Origin of the sequence: Bradyrhizobium sp. 61 (genome assembly GCF_023073075.1) — a bacterium.
In the GTDB taxonomy this organism is placed as follows: Bacteria; Pseudomonadota; Alphaproteobacteria; order Rhizobiales; family Xanthobacteraceae; genus Bradyrhizobium; species Bradyrhizobium barranii.
Genome location: NZ_JADPIU010000008.1, coordinates 82,469 through 101,444, shown reverse-complemented (window position 1 = coordinate 101,444; position 18,976 = coordinate 82,469). Strand labels below are relative to the sequence as shown.

At 64.7% G+C, this 18,976-nt stretch carries 18 protein-coding genes, 1 tRNA gene and 2 riboswitches; of the genes, 10 read left to right on the top strand and 9 right to left on the bottom strand.

Translation table 11 applies throughout. The annotated features are described in order from the left end of the window. Positions 1 to 23: 23 nt before the first annotated feature. Positions 24 to 137: riboswitch (glycine riboswitch) on the bottom strand. A 3-nt stretch (positions 138 to 140) separates the two neighbouring features. Then, a riboswitch (glycine riboswitch) is annotated at positions 141 to 244 on the bottom strand. Between the two features lie 94 nt (positions 245 to 338). Continuing rightward, positions 339 to 1,469, bottom strand: a complete 1,131-nt coding sequence (locus IVB46_RS03220; RefSeq protein ID WP_247341968.1) for a M20/M25/M40 family metallo-hydrolase — start codon at positions 1,467 to 1,469, stop codon at positions 339 to 341. A 267-nt stretch (positions 1,470 to 1,736) separates the two neighbouring features. On the opposite strand from IVB46_RS03220, the gene IVB46_RS03215 reads away from it, so the two are divergent. Both IVB46_RS03215 and IVB46_RS03210 read left to right on the top strand, forming a co-directional pair. Next, positions 1,737 to 3,347: an ABC transporter substrate-binding protein gene (locus IVB46_RS03215; RefSeq protein ID WP_063982465.1), complete on the top strand. Its 1,611-nt coding sequence runs from the start codon at positions 1,737 to 1,739 to the stop codon at positions 3,345 to 3,347. A gap of 213 nt (positions 3,348 to 3,560) precedes the next feature. Continuing rightward, on the top strand, positions 3,561 to 5,156 hold the full coding sequence (locus tag IVB46_RS03210; RefSeq protein WP_247341964.1) for a glycosyltransferase family 39 protein: 1,596 nt from the start codon (positions 3,561 to 3,563) through the stop codon (positions 5,154 to 5,156). 203 nt (positions 5,157 to 5,359) lie between these two features. Here the strand turns inward: IVB46_RS03210 and IVB46_RS03205 are convergent, their stop codons facing one another. Further along, on the bottom strand, positions 5,360 to 6,610 hold the full coding sequence (locus tag IVB46_RS03205; RefSeq protein WP_247341961.1) for a multidrug effflux MFS transporter: 1,251 nt from the start codon (positions 6,608 to 6,610) through the stop codon (positions 5,360 to 5,362). Between the two features lie 132 nt (positions 6,611 to 6,742). Next, positions 6,743 to 7,324, bottom strand: coding sequence for a TetR/AcrR family transcriptional regulator (locus IVB46_RS03200; RefSeq protein ID WP_247309505.1), 582 nt, complete (start codon positions 7,322 to 7,324; stop codon positions 6,743 to 6,745). Positions 7,325 to 7,422: 98 nt separating this feature from the next. Between IVB46_RS03200 and IVB46_RS03195 the strand changes: the two genes are divergently transcribed. Both IVB46_RS03195 and IVB46_RS03190 read left to right on the top strand, forming a co-directional pair. After that, the gene (locus IVB46_RS03195; protein ID WP_247309507.1) at positions 7,423 to 8,202 is read left to right on the top strand and encodes a crotonase/enoyl-CoA hydratase family protein; all 780 of its coding nucleotides are present in this window, start codon (positions 7,423 to 7,425) and stop codon (positions 8,200 to 8,202) included. A 249-nt stretch (positions 8,203 to 8,451) separates the two neighbouring features. Continuing rightward, positions 8,452 to 9,735 (top strand): hypothetical protein, encoded by a 1,284-nt coding sequence (locus tag IVB46_RS03190; RefSeq protein WP_247341958.1) that lies wholly within the window; start codon positions 8,452 to 8,454, stop codon positions 9,733 to 9,735. A gap of 120 nt (positions 9,736 to 9,855) precedes the next feature. Here the strand turns inward: IVB46_RS03190 and IVB46_RS03185 are convergent. Then, positions 9,856 to 9,944 (bottom strand) — tRNA-Leu (locus IVB46_RS03185). A gap of 175 nt (positions 9,945 to 10,119) precedes the next feature. Here IVB46_RS03185 and IVB46_RS03180 point away from each other — a divergent pair. Continuing rightward, positions 10,120 to 10,545, top strand: a complete 426-nt coding sequence (locus tag IVB46_RS03180) for a twin-arginine translocation pathway signal (protein WP_166342429.1) — start codon at positions 10,120 to 10,122, stop codon at positions 10,543 to 10,545. Between the two features lie 21 nt (positions 10,546 to 10,566). On the opposite strand, the gene IVB46_RS03175 is transcribed toward IVB46_RS03180, so the two are convergent. Both IVB46_RS03175 and IVB46_RS03170 read right to left on the bottom strand, forming a co-directional pair. Continuing rightward, positions 10,567 to 11,769: an FAD-dependent monooxygenase gene (locus IVB46_RS03175; RefSeq protein WP_247309510.1), complete on the bottom strand. Its 1,203-nt coding sequence runs from the start codon at positions 11,767 to 11,769 to the stop codon at positions 10,567 to 10,569. Between the two features lie 19 nt (positions 11,770 to 11,788). Beyond that, positions 11,789 to 12,034: a zinc-finger domain-containing protein gene (locus IVB46_RS03170; protein WP_008562814.1), complete on the bottom strand. Its 246-nt coding sequence runs from the start codon at positions 12,032 to 12,034 to the stop codon at positions 11,789 to 11,791. A 330-nt stretch (positions 12,035 to 12,364) separates the two neighbouring features. Here IVB46_RS03170 and IVB46_RS03165 point away from each other — a divergent pair, with 330 nt between their 5' ends. Both IVB46_RS03165 and IVB46_RS03160 read left to right on the top strand, forming a co-directional pair. Beyond that, entirely contained in the window at positions 12,365 to 13,495 is a 1,131-nt protein-coding gene (locus IVB46_RS03165) for a hypothetical protein (RefSeq protein ID WP_247309513.1), read from the top strand. A gap of 38 nt (positions 13,496 to 13,533) precedes the next feature. After that, entirely contained in the window at positions 13,534 to 14,289 is a 756-nt protein-coding gene (locus tag IVB46_RS03160) for an alpha/beta hydrolase (RefSeq protein ID WP_071912591.1), read from the top strand. On the opposite strand, the gene IVB46_RS03155 is transcribed toward IVB46_RS03160, so the two are convergent. After that, on the bottom strand, positions 14,275 to 15,651 hold the full coding sequence (locus tag IVB46_RS03155) for a hypothetical protein (protein ID WP_247309515.1): 1,377 nt from the start codon (positions 15,649 to 15,651) through the stop codon (positions 14,275 to 14,277). The genes IVB46_RS03160 and IVB46_RS03155 overlap by 15 nt on opposite strands. A gap of 277 nt (positions 15,652 to 15,928) precedes the next feature. On the opposite strand from IVB46_RS03155, the gene cysE reads away from it, so the two are divergent. After that, positions 15,929 to 16,753 carry a serine O-acetyltransferase gene (gene cysE, locus IVB46_RS03150; RefSeq protein WP_014494283.1) on the top strand — a complete coding sequence of 275 codons (825 nt, stop codon included), beginning with the start codon at positions 15,929 to 15,931 and terminating at the stop codon, positions 16,751 to 16,753. A gap of 124 nt (positions 16,754 to 16,877) precedes the next feature. Continuing rightward, entirely contained in the window at positions 16,878 to 17,096 is a 219-nt protein-coding gene (locus tag IVB46_RS03145; RefSeq protein ID WP_007602550.1) for a DUF3126 family protein, read from the top strand. A gap of 116 nt (positions 17,097 to 17,212) precedes the next feature. Here IVB46_RS03145 and IVB46_RS03140 read toward each other — a convergent pair whose 3' ends face one another. Together IVB46_RS03140 and IVB46_RS03135 are read right to left on the bottom strand one after the other, a co-directional pair. After that, positions 17,213 to 17,608 (bottom strand): PaaI family thioesterase, encoded by a 396-nt coding sequence (locus IVB46_RS03140; protein ID WP_247309516.1) that lies wholly within the window; start codon positions 17,606 to 17,608, stop codon positions 17,213 to 17,215. Between the two features lie 72 nt (positions 17,609 to 17,680). Further along, complete coding sequence (locus IVB46_RS03135) at positions 17,681 to 18,388, bottom strand: hypothetical protein (protein WP_208087530.1); 708 nt, start codon at positions 18,386 to 18,388, stop codon at positions 17,681 to 17,683. 223 nt (positions 18,389 to 18,611) lie between these two features. Between IVB46_RS03135 and IVB46_RS03130 the strand changes: the two genes are divergently transcribed. Further along, positions 18,612 to 18,941, top strand: coding sequence for a hypothetical protein (locus IVB46_RS03130; RefSeq protein ID WP_014494286.1), 330 nt, complete (start codon positions 18,612 to 18,614; stop codon positions 18,939 to 18,941). The last annotated feature ends 35 nt before the right edge of the window (positions 18,942 to 18,976 follow it).

Here is an 18,976-nt window from a genome sequence, read left to right as displayed (position 1 = left end):
CCAAAGGCCGTTGGCGGCGCCCCATCTGTCACGGTTACCTGAGAGCTTGATCCGTTGCGGACCTCGGCGAGGTCAGCTCCGGACTATCCCCTTCGGTGGACGTCACGATCCTAAGATCGCGCCGCCTCTCTCCAGATCGTCCTGACGATACGGTCCTTTTGCCTGAGAGTTTCCGGGGCGGTTGCTCCGTCGGCGCCGCAACGAAAGCCTGAACTCTCGTTGCGATCTCTCCCGCATCGTCGCGTGGACAATCGAGCAGTACGATGCGCCTCATTTTTAGACAAGGCTAAATTTAAACCGCGACTGCCAACGCATTGTGCAGTGCGAAGGCTGCGTCGTCAGTCGAGCGTCGCCAGCAAGCCGGCCATCAGGCGCCCGCGTTCAACTAGGCTCTCGACCTCGATGAATTCTTCCAGCGTGTGGCCGTTGCCGCCGCGCACGCCGAGGCCGTCGAGCGTCGGGATGCCCATCGCGCCGGTAAAGTTGCCGTCGGAGCCGCCGCCGGAGCTCGCATGCGGCAGCTCAGTGCCGAGCGATTTGGCGATGCCGCGCGCCTTCTCGTAAAGCGCCATGGTGCCGGCATCGGGCTCCCATACGGGGCGCGTGACGCCGCGCGTCACCTTGAACGTGACATCATTGGACGTGCCCGACAGCGCCAGCATCCGCTCGACGCCGCGGTCGAGATCGGCCTGGCGCTTGGCCATCGACAGCGCCTCGCCGGTGGCGGTCGTGGCAACGCAATTGACCCATTGTCCGCCGTGCACGACGCCGACAGAGAAGGTGCAGTCCTCTGTCGTCATCGCGTCGATGGCGAGGATCTGCCGCGCCATCTCGCGGATCGCCGAGCGTCCGGCCGCCAATGTCGCGCCGGCATGGCTCGGCCGGCCCGTCGCCTCCAGATTGAAACGCGCGATGGCGTAACGTCCGGTGGTGACACCGTTGTCGGCGCGGCCCGGTTCGGGCACCAGCACATATTTGTTGCGCGCAGCCTCCGCCTCGATGATGTCTCGCGTCGAGGGCGTGCCGACTTCCTCGTCGGGCGTCAACAGCACGGTGATCGGCAGCGGCGTGGTGAAGGAAGCGCGTGCCAGCTGCCGGATCGCTTCCAGCGAGAGATAGTTGCCGCCCTTCATGTCGTAGATGCCGGGGCCGTAGCACTTGTTGCCCTCGCGCCGCCATTTCAGCTTCTCGATGGTGCCGAGCGGGTGGACGGTATCCATGTGGCCGGCGATCAGGATGCCCGGCTCGCCCTGTTTCGGATGCGGGAAGCGCGCGCGGATCACGCCGCCGAAGCCCTGTCGACCGCCGATGCGTTTGATCGTCGCACCCATGATCGCCATATCCCGCGCTGCGATATCGAGCATGCGGTTGACGGCACCTGCGTCCCAGGTCGGGCTCTCGCATTCCACCCAGGTGCGCAGGCCCTCGAGCATCGCCTCGGAATCGAAGGGAAGATTGGCTGGATTCATCTTAATGTCTCTCAAGATTCGAAAGATGGAACGCGCATTGCATTGGCGCGGACGGGACTGGCGGAAAGCGTTGTAGAGCCAAACCGATCTTTGTGGAGCCCGTGGGCGCGCCGCTTGGGGCTGCAGCGAAACCGGATTGACGCGCTCAACACTGTCTGCAAGTCTCGAAAGACAAAGGCATCGCATGAGGTTAGTTCGCCTAAAGAACGAACCGAATGCTCAACCAATAACGTGCCTTTGAACAGTTTCACGTCAGGAGAAACTTTTATGTTGAGCTTGATGCGCCGGGGGCGTCGCGCGTTCGCCTCCACACTTGCGCTATCGGTCGTTGCGCTTTCGACGGCGATGGCCTCGCCGGTACTTGCCGCCGCCAGCAAGACCATCACCGCGGTGATGCATTCGGATCTGCGCATCATCGATCCGATTTTCACCACCGCCTACATCACGCGTGACCATGGCTACATGGTCTACGACACGCTGATCGCGACGGACTCGAATTTCAAGATCCAGCCGCAGATGGCGGACTGGAAGATCTCCGACGACAAGCTCACCTACACCTTCACGCTGCGCGACGGCCTGAAGTGGCACGACGGTACGCCGGTGACGGCGGAAGACTGCGCCGCTTCGCTGAAGCGCTGGGCCGCGGTCGACGGCATGGGCCAGCAGATGATGCAGTTTACTGCGAGCATCGAGGCGACCGACCCCAAGACGATCACGCTGAAGCTGAAGGAGCCCTACGGCCTCGTGCTCGAATCCATCGGCAAGCCGTCCTCGCGCGTCGCCTTCATGATGCCGAAGCGTCTCGCCGAAACGCCGCCGGACAAGCAGATCCCCGAGCAGATCGGCTCGGGTCCGTTCAAGTTCGTGCAGGGTGAATTCCAGCCCGGCGTGAAGGCGGTGTACGTCAAGAACACCGACTATGTGCCGCGCAAGGAGGCGTCGAGCTGGACTGCCGGAGGCAAGGTGGTCAAGGTTGATCGCGTCGAATGGATCACCATGCCGGATGCGCAGACCGCAGTGAACGCGCTGCAATCGGGCGACATCGACTTCATGGAAGTGCCGCCGTGGGATCTGCTGCCCGTGCTTGAAGGCAATGCCGACCTCAAGACCGAGACGCTGAACAAGTTCGGCTACCAGACCCTTGGGCGCATGAACTTCCTCTATCCGCCCTTCGACAATCCGAAGATCCGCCGTGCCGCACTTCTGGCGATGAACCAGAAGGACGTGCTCGACGCGCTCGTCGGCAATCCCAAATACTACAAGATCTGCGGTGCGTTCTTCATCTGCGATACGCCGTTCGCGACCGACGTCGGCTCGGAATCGCTGGTCAAGGGCAACGGCATGGCGGAAGCCAAGAAGGCGCTCGCCGAGTCCGGCTATGACGGTACGCCCGTCGTGGTCATGGTGCCCGGCGACGTCGTGACGCTGAAGGCGCAGCCGACGGTCGCGGTGCAGTTGCTCCGCGAGGCCGGCTTCAAGGTCGACGCGCAAGCGACCGACTGGCAGACGGTGGTCAGCCGGCGCGCCAGCCAGAAGCCTCCGAAGGAGGGCGGCTGGAACATGTTCTTCACCAACTGGGTCAGCGCCGACGTGTCCAACCCGATCGCCAATCTGTCGATCGGGGGCCAGGGCAAGAAGGGCTGGTTCGGCTGGGCGGAAAACGCCAAGATCGAGAAGCTCAAGGACGATTTCGTCCGCGCCGCCTCGCTCGACGATCAGAAGAAGATCGCGACCGAGATCCAGAAGGAAGCCTATGACCAGGTGATCTACGTGCCGCTCGGCCAGTATCTGGCGCCGAGCGCGTGGCGGAAGTCGCTCACCGGCGTGCTCGACGGCCCGGCGACGCCGGTGTTCTGGAACATCGACAAGACCGAGTAAAGCGAGGGCGCGCCAGCGCGCCTTCCCCGAGCGTTACGCGGCGTCGCTGTCATCAGCGGCGCCGTTTTCGTTTGTCAGCCTCGCGTCAGCTTTTAACTCTTCCAGTGTCCAATCATTGCTATTTGTTTCTGACTTGAAATAGATGTGCGCAGTTCGCACATCACTTCCTTCCTGCATTTGAGTCCCGTGTCGATTGATTTTTCATTTCGGGCGATGGCCGAGCGGTCCGATCGCGCGCCGGCGCGATGGCGGCGGCCTTTCCTGCGCTGGCTCGACGGCGTCGAGACGGGTTGGGCCGTTCCGCTTCTCATTGTGTGCTTTGTCGCGCTCTGGACGATCTATCTGGCCGTCGCCTATGCCGGCAGCGGCCTGCACCCTGATACCCTCGAGGCCTGGACGCTCGGGCGCCGTTTCGCGTGGAGCTACCACAAGCATCCGCCGCTGATGGGCTGGGTTACGGCGGTGTGGACCGCCGTCTTCCCGCTCAGTGACTGGTCGCTGCAATTGATGGCGATGGCCAATGCCGGGCTCGCCCTGTTTTTCGTCGACCGGATCGCACGGCAGTTCGTGACCGGGCACAAGCGCATCCTGGTGCTGCTGCTCCTGATGCTGACGCCGGCCTATCAATTCCACGCCCAGCGCTTCAATGCCAATACGGTGCTGCTTGCGCTCTGGCCGCTCGCGACCTGGTGTTTTCTGCGCGCGTTCGAGACCCGCAGCGCGGCCTGGGCGGTCGCCGTAGGATGCACCACGGCGCTGGCGATGGTCGGCAAATATTATTCGGTCTTCCTCGTGGCGAGCTTTGCATTTGCCGCGCTGGCGCATCCCGCGCGCCGCGCCTATTTCGCGTCCGCTTCGCCGTGGATATCGGTCGTGGTCGGGGTCGCGGTGTTGTCGCCGCATATCTACTGGCTCGCGACGACGGGCGCGTCGGCCTTCACCTACGCGATGGCGCACGCCAACGGCAACTTCGTGAGCTCGCTCGGCGAGGTGCGGAACTTCCTGCTCGGACTCGTGGCGGCCATCAGCGTATCGGCCGTCTTCTGGGTGATCATCGCCGGCACACGGCTGAAACAATTTGCGGCCGACTTCGCCGCGATGAGTTCCGGCCTGCGGCTTCTTTTTTACGTTGCGATCGGCACGATCGTACTGCCGGTCCTGACGTCGCTGGCGATGGGCACCGATCTGCCGTCGCTATGGGCGCTGCAAGGGCTGTTCCTGTTCGTCGTGCTGATCGTTTGCGGCACGCGCTACCCGATCGAAAGATTCTACACCGTCAATGTCACGGTCATCACCGCAATCGTTGGGCTCGCCGCTGTCTTCGTCGCCGCCCCGATTCACGCCGTCTATCGCAACAATCACGGCTACGAAGAGGGCCGGTATTTCTACGCGCAGGTAGCCAACGAGCTCACCCGGGAATGGCACGAGCTGACCGGGGAGCCGCTCAGCGCCGTCAGTGGCGACGATTCGCTGGCCTTTGCGACCGCGTTCTACAGTCCGGACCATCCGTATTACGCGCGGCCGTTCGAATTTCAGTACACGTGGGGCATGCCGCGAAAGACGACATTGGATCGCGGTTGGGCCGCGCTCTGTTTCAGCGGCCAGGACTATTGCGGCAGGTGGATGGAGTCGGTGTCCGCGCGCGCCGAGCATTTCGTCAGGCGCCAGTTCACCGTGCAGGCGACGCTATGGGGCAAGCCCGGCCTGACGCGGGACGTGGTCGTGCTGATCGTGCCGCCGCGAACGAGCAGCGCGACGCCCGAGAGCGCCGCGCAGGACTTCAGCGCCAGCAGGCGCCCGACGAACTAGGCTTTGCGCTCAGCAGTGGCTGTCGCGGATTCGCTCGAGGCCTTCGCTCGCGAAGGGGGGAGTGAACGCAGTTCGGTCGGCGCCCGGCGTCGGGCGCTCCGTTTCCGCCCGATCCGGGGTGGTGTTGTCTTCGCGATGTTCCGGTTCCATGAGGCGGCCTTTCGAATTGCTGCAGTACAACATCGACGCGGCCGGGAAGTTCCTCATGCGAAGGGACGATGATGCGGCTTGAACAGCCGTCCCTTTTCCACCACCAGCACGATCGCAAGCGCCGCCAGCGTCGACAGGAAGAAGCCGACCGAGAACGGCAGCAGCGTGCCGTCGAAACTCTGCCCGATCGCCATGCCGACGACGATGCCGATCAGCGTCGTGATCGAGCCGTAGAGCGAGGAGGCGGTGCCGGCGATATGGCCCTGCGGCTCCATGGCCAGTGCGGTGAAGTTCGCGACCATCATGCCGAACGAGAACATCATCAGGGCGGACAGCACCATGAACAAGGAGAGCGGCAGCATGCCGAGGCTTTCCGTCAGCAGCATCACGCCCGCAACCGCGGTGTAGAGCGTCAGCGCGCCGTGCGAGATCACGCGCATGCCGAGCCGTCCGACCAGCTTCGCATTGAGGAAACCGGCGATCGCGGTGCCGGCCGCGATCGCGGCGAAGGCAATCGGGAAATAGTGGCCGAGATGATAGACGCCGGTAAAGACCTGCTGCGCCGAGAAGACATAGGCAAAGAGCGCGCCTATCACGCTGCCGGCGGCCGTCGCATAGCCGATGGTCTGGCGGTTGGTCACGGTCTGCCGGAACGCCGAGAGTACGTCTGCGGGCGCCAGCGACCTGCGTTCGGACTCGGGAAGGGTTTCAGGCAGCCGCAGCACGCTCCATGCGAGCGCGAGCAGCCCGTAGAGCATCAGGACGACGAAGATGCCGCGCCATTGCGTGACCAGCAGCACCGCCTGCCCGAACGAGGGCGCAATCACCGGCACCGCGATGAACACCATCATGGCGAGCGACATCACGCTCGCCATCCGGCGGCCGACATAACAGTCGCGCACGATTGAGGTGGCGATCACGCGCGTTGCCGACGTGCCGAGCCCTTGCAGCGCGCGCGCCAGCAGCAGCGTCTCGAACGAGGGCGCGGCGACCGCCAGCACGCTCGCCACCGCATAGACGGCCATGCCGCCGAGCAGCACCGGGCGGCGGCCGAAGCGGTCCGACAACGGGCCCATGACGAACTGACCGGCGCCGAAGCCGATCAGGAAGGTCGAGAGCACCAGCTGAAGATGGTTGGCGTTGGGAATGGCGAAGGCTGCCCCGATGTTGGGCAGCGCCGGCAGCATCATGTCCATCGCAAGCGGATTCAGCGCCATGATGGACGCGATCACGATGACGAATTCTGGAAAACCCATGGGCCGGTGTCCCGAGGACACCCAATCGTCGGCATTGACGTCGGACAAAGCTCACCTCTGAAAATCAGAGGCTTTTTGATCGGTTATGCTGCGTCGCACAACCCATGTTTCGGGATGGCTGACAGGCGGGTGCACAAGAATTGGTGATGTCGCCGGGCTCGGGAAGGGCTGCCTCGTCCATCATCGTGCGCTAAGGGCCTGCTCGACCAGGCCGAGTGCCAATCGTCCCGCGGTGTCGACATAGTCGAGATCGCGATGGATCAGCATCACGGTCGTGGCGCCGTCGAGCAGGATCACGAGCTGGCGCGCGAGCGCCGCTGCACCGGCAACGCCGTGCTCGCGCAATTCGGTGTCGAGCCACGCTTCAAAACGCTTCTTGTGCGCCGCGCCGGCCTTGACCGCGGGATGTGCCGGCGTGTTTGCGAGCTCGGCGATGGTGCGCAGGAATCCGCAGCCGCGCCATCGCGGCGTATCCACGGAGCGTCCGAGCCTTGTGAAGAGACCGCGGACCTTGTCGGCCACCGTGCCCTCGGTCTCGGCGAACCAGCGCATATAGAGCTCCAGCGTCGGCTGGTCCCTGGCCGCGATGGTCTCGGCGACGAGCTCGTCCTTGCTGGTGAAGTGATAATAGAGCGTCTTCTTGGTGACGCCGGCCTTCTCGGCGACTGCGTCCATGCTCACCGCCCTGATGCCTTCGCCATAGAACAGGCGCGTCGCCGCGATGACGATCTGCTCGCGCGTGGTGTCGCCTTTGCCTGACATCGCCAATATATACTGCCTAGTGAGTATACACGACAAGATCGCTGTGGCTGACTTCCGCGCCTGTTCGACCTGGAATTCGACCTGGAAGGAGCCTGCACTTGTCCGATCTCGTACTCTCCGAAACGCGAGGCGCTGTCGCGCTGCTGACGTTCAACCGCCCGAACAAGCTCAATGCGCTGAGCTACGCCCTCGTCGACCGCCTGATGGCGATCCTCGATCGTATCGAGGACGATGCCGATATCCGCGCCGTGATCCTGACCGGGGCGGGCGACCGCGCCTTCTCGGCCGGCGCCGACATCGCCGAGTTCTCGGAGAGCGTGAAATCCGGGCCGGATGCGGCGGTGAAGGCCTTCGTGCGGCGCGGGCAGGCGATGACGGCGCGCATGGAGGCGTTTCCGAAGCCGATCATCGCCGCCGTGAACGGCATCGCCTTCGGCGGCGGCTGCGAGATCACGGAAGCCGTGCATCTCGCCGTCGCGAGCGAGCGGGCGAGCTTCGCCAAGCCCGAGATCGCGATCGGCATCACGCCGACCTTCGGCGGCACGCAGCGCCTGCCACGGCTCGCAGGCCGGAAGCGGGCGCTCGAATATCTCCTGACAGGAGATTCCTTTTCACCACAGCGGGCTCATGAGATCGGTTTGGTCAACCACGTCGTGCCGCACGAGCAGCTCCTGGACGCAGCCTTCGCGCTGGCAGATCGCATCACGCGGCATTCGCGCCTGGCGGTCGCCCGCGTCATCACCGCCACCACGCGGGGCCTCAACGTCTCGATCTCGGAAGGCCTCGCCATCGAGAGCGAGCAGTTCGCACGCATGGCGGCGACCCGGGACACGCGCGAAGCAGTCGATGCCTGGCTTGCCGCCCGTTCGTCGCCGTAGGGGCGGGACGACGGATCTGGCGGTCGCGGCCGCGGAACCGGTTCCCCTGCTGTCCAGGCGGACGGCTGGCAACCAAGGATTCACCATAAGCGCGAGCGCAACGCACAGGGGAGATGAATCCGCAACCCATCCTGTCCATGGTGGCACGGGCTGGCGCCGCGTTGGCGCCGGGAGAAGCCTAGCCAAACAAGGTATCCGATTGTGTCCGATGTCACCGGTGCAGCACGATGGTTGGAACCCTCGGCCGACATGGCTTCGCGGCGGAACTTCTGGCTTGCCTGCCTGATCGCACTGACCGCACTGCTGGTGCTCGGCAATCTCGCCAACGACGCCGTGCTCGATATGAAATATGGCTGGGACACCCGCGTCAATTGCGCGGCGGTCGATGCGTATGCCGGCGGGCTCGATCCCTATTTCGTCAAGAACCTGAAGGGCACCAAGCTCTCTTATCCCTATCTGCCGGTGACTCTGGATGTCTTCCGCCCCTTGTGCGCGGGTGGATTTCTGGTCGATCACTACAAAGGCATCTTTCCTGTTCTCGCCGTGCTTTGCGGGCTCCTCTTGCCCGGTCTTGGCCGAACGCGCCCGGGCGCGCGCGATGTTGCGCTGAGGGTGCTCTGCACGCTCGGCGCGTTCGTCGGTTTCGAATGGGTGCAGGCGTCCGGCAATTTCGCGATCCTGAGCGGCGTGCTGACCGCGATTGCGCTGAGGTTTCTGCTTTCTCGGTCGGCGTCCGACGCGCCTGAGGGCCGCAGCTTTCCGTTGCGGCTCGCCGGCGCCGCGCTGCTCGGCCTCGTGACATCGTTCAAGCTGGTGTTCTTTCCCGTGCTGGCCGCGCTCTATTTCCTGCCGCTGCCACGCGGCCGCAAGCTCATGCTGATCGCGGTTGCGGCGTTCAGCTTCGCATTGCCGATCCAGATATCGCGGCTGATGTACCCCGAGCTGTTCGCGAGCTGGCAGCTAGCGATGGGCGGAAAGATCCCCGACCAGCATCTCGTCGATCTCTTCGAGATCAATCCGTCGCTGCTGCTGGCGGCGCGCGACCTCATGGATCATGCCGGCCTCGGTGACAGCAAGGCGGCGACGTTCGCGACCTATGCATTCGCAGCACTCGCGCTCGTGCTGGTGCCGTCCGCCTTGTCCATCCTGCGCGTGGTCGCGAGCGAGCCAGTGCGGGAAGGCGGATCACTTCTTGCGCGACTGGATCGCTGGCTGATCGATCATCCGCGCGTCGCCATGCGCATCACGGTATTCGCGATGTTTGCGCTCTATCTCAGCTCGCCGCGCCTCAAGGAATATGCCTACTTCGAGCTCGCGCTTTATGCCGCGATCCTCGTCGTCGATCTTCCGGCCCTGTCACTTGCAGCGTTCCTCGCCGTCGGTCTCGCCTTTCCGGCACTGATCTCGATTCTGGGGACGGCATTCGAGGGCAGCTTCATCCTCCTCATCATTGCGCTGACAAGTTTCTGGATCCTGCTGCTCGACTTTCGCGCCGAGCCGAAGCGACTGGAGACGGAAGGCGCGCAGTCATAACGCATACCGCGGTGTCCGCCGGAAAAGGACGGCGCCTTGCCCCGCGCGGACTCCAGCCGGTTCGTGACTGCATCGGTCTTTCGTCCGCCTTTGGGCGGAGGCTCGCCCCGTCAGCTCCGATGGTGCGGGCAGCCGGGGTCGAACCGGCACAGCGCTTGCGCGCCGAGGGATTTTAAGTCCCTTGCGTCTACCAATTCCGCCATGCCCGCTTGATCCAACGAGATCAACTAGTTAAGTCCACCTCCGGCCGTCTGGAATTGGCGCGTTTCGCGGGCCGGATGGGCGGTTCTTCCTTAAGCGAGCCGGCTGCGCAAGGCAAAGCCTCAATCCGGACATCTGTTGTTGCTTTAGGCATTCTCAATCCACGGGGACTATTCATCCGGCATGGCTGCTTCGTTTTCCTCTCGCCTGCGCGACTCGGGCGCATTTCTGGCGCTACTCGCGGCGGGCGCGGCGCTGTCCGGTTGCGCCAGCATGACCGAGACGGTCGCACCGGCCTTTGCCGATCCCGGCAAGTACGAATTGTACGACTGCAAGCAACTCGAGGCTGAGCGTAAGGCGCTCGCCAGCCGCACCGAGCAGTTGCAGAAGCTGATGGAGAAGGCTGAGACCGGGGCGGGAGGCGCGGTCGTGTCCGAGCTCGCCTATCGCAACGACTACATCGCGGTGCGCGGGCAGTCGCAACTTGCCGAGGAGGCATGGCGCCGCAACAAGTGCCGGGAAACGCCGCCCGGTGCGACGCCGGCGGCCTCTGCTCCGCAGCGGCCGGACATCAAGCCCGCCCCGAAATCCGGCAGCGCCGTTCGCTGAGTTGACACGATTGCGCCCGCCTCAGGGGCGCCAGCCGTAGATCCAGTCCTGCCGCGCCAGCATGCGCTCCGGGCCGAGCGCGCGGATCGCAACATCGCGCGCGATCGCGAGCGGCCCACCGAGATGATAGATGCGGCCCTGCTGCCGCGCCGTCTGCTGCACCCGCCGCACCCGCGCCTGCCGCGCGCGGCCATATTCCTTCAGCGCCGCCGTGATGCCGGCCGCGCTCTCGGCAGCCTCGAGGCTCAGATGCCGGGCGAGCACGGCGGCATCCTCGATCGCCATGCCGGCGCCCTGGGCGGCGAATGGCAGCATCGCATGCACGGCGTCACCGAGCAGGCCGACCGGTCCTTGGCTCCAGGGGCAGCCGTCGGGCACGCCGAACAGCGCCCATTTGCGCCAATTGTCGACGGCAGTGAGCATCATCCTGGCCGCCGATGGCCAGCGCGGTGCCGCGAAGGCGTCCATCACCTCGAACGGGTCGCCCGGCGTGCTCCAGCCGGGCCTGTTCCAGGTCCCCGGCAGCACCGCGACCACGTTGATCTGGCGTCCGCCGGCGATCGGATAAGCGACGAGATGGGCGTTCGGACCCATCCAGAGCTGCACCCGCCGCGCGGTAAAATCCTTCGGCAGTTGCGTGGCATCGAGCGTGCCGCGCCAGGCGATCAGGCCGGAGAAGCGCGGCTGCACCTCGGGAAACAGATGCTGGCGTACCGTCGACCAGATACCGTCGGCGCCGATCAGTGCGCTGGCGAGATCGCTGCGGCGGATCGTGCCGCTACGATGGACGACCGTCAGCCCCTTGGCGTGGGGCGCCACGTCCTCGAAGGTCGCACCTAACTTCAGATCGATATCGGGATGGTCGGAGACCGCACCGGCCAACGCGGATTGCAGGTCGGCGCGGTGCACCACCCAATAGGGCGCGCCGGCCCGCGCGGAAGCGGCTTCGCCGAGCGGCATGCGCAGCAGTTCGCCGCCGGCCCGCGCGCTCATGACGCAGAGCGCCTCAGGCGTGACGGCGCTTCGCTTGAGCCGTTCGGTGAGGCCGAGCTCGACCAGCACGCGGCTGGCGTTGGGGGAGAGTTGCAGGCCGGCACCGACTTCCTCGAGCCGCTCGGCCTTTTCCAGCACGACGATGCGGAAGCCACGGGCTGCGAGCGCAAGCGCGGCCGTCAGTCCACCTATGCCGGCACCGGCGATGACAATCGTTCGGGAGAGCGCCACCCCTGACCGTGAGAGGCGGTCAGGCCACCTTGTCCTTCAGCACGCATTCCGGCGGACGGGCTTCGCCCGGCTTCAGGTCGGCGGCGAAACGGTACAGCGTCGAGCAATAGGGGCAGATGATCTCGTTGTCGTTGCCGAGGTCCAGGAAGACGTGCGGATGATCGAACGGAGGATTGGCGCCGACGCACATGAACTCTTGCGAGCCGATCTCGATGACGGGGACACCGGCATCGTTATGGAAGTGCGGGACGACATGGTCGGACATCGTAGTTCATCCTGGAGTGGCAATGGCGGCAGACACAATCAAACACTGACGCGGCATCTTTGAGGCGCCGCGGACCATACTGTTGGGTGCAGATGATTGCTAGTCCAGCGGAACCGAAAGGTTCGCAATTGCCCCATGCTCATTTGCTCATGCAAATTCGACACAATCTTGCGGCCTGAGAGAAGCCCTTCTTTCGTCGGGGACGTTGTGTCGCAATTTTGGCATACTATGTCTTTGGACAAGCGGAATTGCGACGAAAGACGAACCATCAGGCGCAATGATCTCGGGATCGTCCAGGCTCTTGGCACAACTCTTGGTATGACTCTTGGCATGAAGTGGCTGCGAATCAGCACGGCGTTGACCGGTATTGCAGCATGCAGCTTCATGCTCGCGCAGGTAGCGCCGCATGCCCGCGAGGCCGGCGCGCTCCTCTCCGCCCAGGACGATCCGGCGGCGCTCTCCGAGCTCAAGCTCGATGCGCTGCTGCGGCAGAACGACCGCCTGGTTCAGGACAATATCGAGGCCGCGCTCGCCGTCGGCGACGCTGATCTCGCCGACAGTTTTGTCGCGCTGGCGCGTGACCGTAACATCGCGCTGCCCGACGACCTCCTCAACCGCGTGAGCGATGCGGTCAAGGAAGAAAATTCCACGCGGCATTTCGCCAAACAGTTCGCGACCGGTCTCGTCACCGGCAACGCCGACGATGTCGCGAGCCTGTCCGGAACCGTCGCCGGCGATCTCTTCGTGATCGGCGACATCAGGGACGTCGTGCGCGAGGGCAAGCGTCTCGCCATGGGCGAGGACACCGACCATCTGGTGCTCGGCCTTGCGACCGCCGGCCTTGCGGTGACGGCGGTGACCTACGTGTCGGTCGGCGGCGCCGCGCCCGTGCGCGCTGGACTGACGCTGGTGAAGGATGCCCGCAAGGTCGGACGGCTCGGCGAGGGACTTGCCGCATGGGCCGGCCGGTCGGCGCGTGAGGTGGTCGATACGCCGATGCTCCAGAACGCCGTCGTCAAGGGTTCGGTGTTCCGCCCCGGCGAGACCGCGAGCGCGATCAAGGCCGCGTTCCGTGTCGAGAAGGCCGGTGCGCTGGTCCGGCTCGGCAAGGACGTCACCCGCGTTGCCAAAAAGACCGGCACGCGCGGCGCCATGGATACGCTGCGCATCGCCGAAGGCCCGAAGGACGTCGCGCGCGCGGCCCGGCTTGCGGAGGCGCAGGGCGGCAAGACCCGCGCGATCATGAAGCTGCTCGGCCGCGGCGCGCTGCTGCTCGTCGGCGGCATGTTCGATCTGGCGCTCTGGCTGTTCGGCGCGGCACTGACGCTGTTCGGCCTGCTGTCCTCGATCAAGGCGGCGACGGAGCGCCTGACCCAGGCCTGGTGCGATCGCAGACGGGCGCGCCGGCTCCGCCGGGCGGCAGCCGAATCCGCTCTGGCGGACGCGGCGCTTACCGCCTAAGATCAATCTCTCCCCCACAACGATCTGCGGAACTGCTGATGCCGAGCTTTCACAACGGCGCCGTTGAAATTGCCTATCTCGACGAAGGCGAGGGCGATCCGATCATCCTTGTGCACGGCTTTGCCTCGAGCAAGAACGTGAACTGGGTCTATCCGACCTGGGTCTCGGAACTGCGCAAGAACGGCCGCCGTGTCATCGCTCTGGACAATCGCGGCCATGGCGAAAGCGCAAAGCTCTACGAGCCCGCACAGTACTCGATCCCGACCATGGCCGGCGACGTGCTCGCGCTGATGGATCACCTCGCGATTCCGCAGGCCGACATGATGGGCTATTCGATGGGCGGACGGATGACGGCGTGGCTCTCCCTCAACGAGTCGCAGCGCCTGCGCTCGGCGATCCTGGGCGGCATCGGAATTGGCGGCCTGATCGAGGGCACCGGGCCCGGCGAGAATGTCGCAAAGGCGCTGGAGGCGCCCTCGCTCGACGACGTCACCGATCCGGTCGGCCGCACGTTTCGCGCCTTCGCCGATCAGACCCGTTCCGACCGTCGTGCGCTCGCCGCCTGCCTGCGCGGCACCCGCGACCTCATGACGAAGGAAGAGGCCGCGCGCATCGACGTGCCCGTGCTGATCGCGGTCGGCAGCGCCGACGACGTCGCAGGATCAGCCAGCGCGCTCGGCGCCATCATCCCGGGATCGGAAGTGCTCGATATCCCCAACCGCGACCACATGCGCGCGGTCGGCGACAAGGTCTACAAGACCGGCGTGCTCGATTTCCTGTCACGCCGCGGCTGAGGTCTCGTCGTCAGGTTGGTCGTCACCGAAACGACGCGCCAGCGCCATCAGCACCACGAAGGTCGCGACCCACACCATCCGTGCGCCGTAGCGGTCGTGCGGACCCGAGATCACGCCGCAGATGAAGGCGTTGCCGAGCAGCGCCAGCGTGACGGTTGCCGCCAGCAGCGTCAGATCGTCGAGCCGGCGGCTTGCCAGCGCATGCGCGAGCAACCCGACCAGCGCCAGCATCGAGGCCAGCGCGACGGGAACGTGCAGCCAGTTGACGTGATCGAAATCGAGGCCGTGATTCTGCTGCCGCGCCGCGCGCATCGGCGCGACTTGCGCCGGGATGTAGCGCTCGATGATGCCGTAGGTGTGCCCGATCCAGACACTGGTGCCTTCGCCGGTGGCCACATGCAGCAATTGCTGGCCCATCGCCCGCAACGCCGCGCCGGCCTGCCACGCCGGATAGTCGGCGAGCGAATGCACGACGATATAGCCCATCTCGTCGTTCATGCCTTCGAAGCGGCCGAGCGTGTTGAACATGCTCTTGCCCCACAGGAACTCGTCGGCGGTCGCCGGCAATTGGTCGCGATAGGGACAGAGCTTGTAGCGCTCGCACGGGCAATGATCGCTCAGGAAGCGCGCGACGATACCGTCCTGCATCATGCGTCCGAAAGCGACGCCATAGCCGCCGGGCGTCCAGGCCCATTTGCCCGACAGCGCGTGGTTTGCCGACACCAGCATCAGGCCGCCCGCGACGATGGTGAGGCTCGCCTGCGCCAATCCGGCGAGCGGCAGGCGCGCGCCGAGGAACGGCCGCACCATCCAGCCGGCGGCGCAGAGCCCGAGCAGCACGCCGAGTGTGGCGCTGTGGGTTGCGGCGGCAAAGGCGGTGAAGACGAACAGCGAGATCTTTTCGAGGCCCGACGTCCGGCTCGCGCCGACGACCAGCAAGAACAGGGACAGGATCGACAGCCCTGCAAAGATGTCCGTGAGCAGCATGCTCGCGAGCCAGGGCAGCGCGGTCGACAGGATCAGGCAGAGGCTGATCGCGACGAAGCGAGACGTCTGCATCAACCCGAGTACGCGCAGCGTCAGTTGCAACAGCCACAGCGTCGCCAGCGACTGGACCGCGAGATTGATCCAGAAGCCGAAATTCTCGCCGTAGTGCAGATAGAGGCCGAACACGGTGGAGCGGCTCGGGACCAGATAGCCTTCGTACCAGCGCGCCAGATAGCCGCCGGTATCCCATTGCAACAGCGGATAGCCGTTCCAGAACGCCGGCGCGATCAAGAGGAGGGGCAGTCCCACCGCCGCCAGCCGCAGCCAAAACGTATCAGCGGCGCCCGCGCGCAATTGATCGGTGGTGATGCTCAAATCCGCTCCGTCGTGTTCCCCGACCATGCCCGCAACAGCCGTCGAGGCGGAATTCACCAATAGTTTGACGCTGCCCGGCTTGAATTTGGCAAAACCCTGACCATTTTGAGCCGACCTCGCCGCCTGGGGGCGTCAGAAGAAACTGTTGTGTTTCAAGGCGTTGGCGTGCTTTCGCGGAGCAACTCACTGTTCACTCTCAGGCAAGCCCGTCGGGACTTCGTCGGCTAGACTGTGGTATAGAGCCAGCAAAATGAGCCAATTCGAAAGAGCAGATCCTATGGCAGTGCATCAGGTCAGTCCGGGAGGAAAGCTCGCAACGCTCGATCCGATCTGGGATCGGATCCGCGGCGAGGCGGAGGACATCGTCCATCGCGAGCCGGAGCTTGCGACCTTCATCTACTCGACGGTGCTGCATCACAGTCGCCTGGAAGATTCGGTGATCCATCGTCTCGCCGACCGGCTCGATCATTCCGCGCTGTCGGGTGATCTCGTTCGCCAGACCTATGACGAGGCGCTGCGCGAGGCTCCCGATCTCGGCAACGCCTTCCGCGCCGATCTCGTCGCCGTCTACGACCGCGATCCCGCGACGTCGCGCTTCATCGACCCCTTGCTCTACTTCAAGGGCTTTCACGCCATTCAGACCCATCGCCTCGCGCACTGGCTCTATCTGAAGGGCCGCAAGGACTTTGCGTATTATCTCCAGAGCCGCGCGTCTGCGGTGTTCCAGACCGACATCAATCCCGCCGCGCGCATCGGCCGCGGCATCTTCCTTGACCACGCCACCGGCTTCGTCTGCGGTGAGACCGCGGTGATCGAGGATGACGTCTCGATCCTGCATGGCGTCACGCTCGGCGGCACCGGCAAGGAGAACGAGGACCGCCATCCGAAGATCCGTCACGGCGTCCTGATCGGCGCCGGCGCGAAGATCCTCGGCAACATCGAGATCGGTCATTGCGCGCGCATTGCCGCCGGCTCGGTCGTGGTCAAGCCGGTGCCGCACAACGTCACGGTTGCCGGTGTGCCCGCCAAGATCGTCGGTGAGGCCGGCTGCGCCGAGCCGTCGCGCACCATGGATCAGATGATCAACGCGATGGGACTTTGAGCGAGAGAAAAGGGCCGGATTCTCCGGCCCTGCTCGTCCCCAAATTCTTTGGCAATTCATGCTGGCGGTTCGTCGCGTCTCGTCCTAAAACCCCGCCAACCCAGATTTCGATTGGAGACTTGCCGTGGACGTCAAGGAAGTAAGGAAGCTCGACGCGTATCTGAAGCGCGTATTCGGCAATCCCAAGATCCGCGTCGTGCCGCGGCCGAAGAAGGATGATTCCGCCGAGGTTTATATCGGCGAGGAGTTCATCGGCGTGCTCTTCGTCGATGACGAGGATGATGATCGCTCGTTCCAATTCCAGATGGCGATCCTCGAGGACGATCTCGTCGATCAGGAATAGTTTCTCTCTCCGTCATTGCGAGCGAAGCGAAGCAATCCAGGATCTTTCCGCGGAGGGATTCTGGATTGCTTCGCTCTGCTCGCAATGACGAACGTTAACTCCGCGGTTCCGTAGTTCTATTTCTTCGCGATAATGCGCAGCCGCGCCGTGGCATCAGCGACAGTGATGCCGTTCGCATCGACAAGCTCGGCCTGCATGACCATATCGCGATCCGTCCGTTCGACAACGCGCGCGCGTGCCGTGATGGCTCCGACCGCGGCAGGCTTCAGGAAGCGCGTATCCAGACTTCTGGTGACCACTGTCAGGTCGGGAGACAGCGCTGCCAGCGCGCCAATCCCGGTGGCAGAGTCCAGCATCGCCGCGAGGAAGCCGCCCTGGATCGTGCCATGCCTGTTGGTGAACGCGGGCTGAGCCTGGAAGCGGATCAAGGCCCGCCCGCCCTCGTCAAAGCCGAGCCATTCGCGCCCCAACAATTGGGCGCCCGGAGGCAGGTTTGCTGCTGCATCGGTCACGTCGATCACCGCGCTTGATGTTGTTGGCGACGAGCCTATCAGCCGGTCAATGCGGCGCAAAGCGATCGGGGGTCAGCCCTTCGGTCCGCGCAATTGCGCTGACAGCCGGTCCAGCGCTTCCGCGACATCGCGCCATTGCGACAGCCAGCTCCGCGGAAAACGGAAGGTGAGATCGGCGCCGCCGACACGGCGTTCGGAAAGGCACATGCCGGGCGTGGCGGCATCGCGCGTGCAGCGTGCGGTCAGCGCGGGGCTTGCGGCGGAATAGAAGTCCTCGCTGCCATAGGGCGTGTCGGCGCGGAACATCCGCATCGTCAGGCCGTCCGCCGCACTGGTCGCGGCCTGGTCGAGATAGCGCGGATAGATCGTGGCTGTTCGCTGCTCCGGCGCCAGCGCATCGTGATGCGCCGATATCGACAGGAAGACACGGTCGATCGGTTGCATCGCCTCTTCCACGGTGTCGGCCGTGACATGTTTCGGCGCGCCCGGCGGCTCAAGCGAAGGGTAGAGGAAGTCGAGATCGATGCGCTCCTGCGGCCCGGAGTGCCGCTGAATCTTCATCCTGATCGCGGTCGTGGGAACGTTGAACAGCGTGCCGCCGACACTCACCGGCAGCCGGTCCGGAGCATTCGCGCCGCCCGAGCCCCAGGTCGGCCATAGCAAGTAGGCGACGAGCGCCACCGCGCCCAGCGCCGCAGTGCCGCCGAGCACGATCGGGACGACATGCGCCCGAGGGTGCGTCCTGGAGGACCTAAGGGGAGCTGCCGAAAACATCGTCATGAGCTTGCGCAAGTCGAACCGGGAAGTCGGCCGGTGGCCGACGAATCAGCGGCGAATATGCCATGCGGCGGCGAATTCGCGGAGCGTTCCCGGCCGCCGGGACGGGGGAGGGCCCTGCGTGGATCGGCCGCCGACGTTAACCTTCCCTTAAGGATAATGTAGCGTTAACCGGCACTCTTTGTCACAGGAAGGCTCCGGCGTTGCGTAAGGGCGGACCGTTCCGATGACACCTGAAGCCTTCAATTCTCTGTTCTCGATCTGCATCGGTTTCGCGCTCGCGGGAGCGCTCGTGAACGGATACCAGGCGTTTGCCCAGCGGCCCGCCGGTTTCGGCCTGTTGCAGGACGGCGTGGCGCCGAAGACGTTTGCCGCGGTTCCGTTCCTGGTCTTCGCGGCGCCCTTCATCATCATGCGCAACACGTTGCGCGGCATGCGGGTGGAAAGCCGCCGCGTCGAATTCGTGATGATGGCGACCGTCATCGCCGGCTTCTGGAGCATGATGAGCGGCACCTTCTTCCTGATGACGCTACGCGCCGCCGGCGTTCTGGTCTGACGCTTCCGTTGCCCGGGACGCTCTGCGTTCCCCAG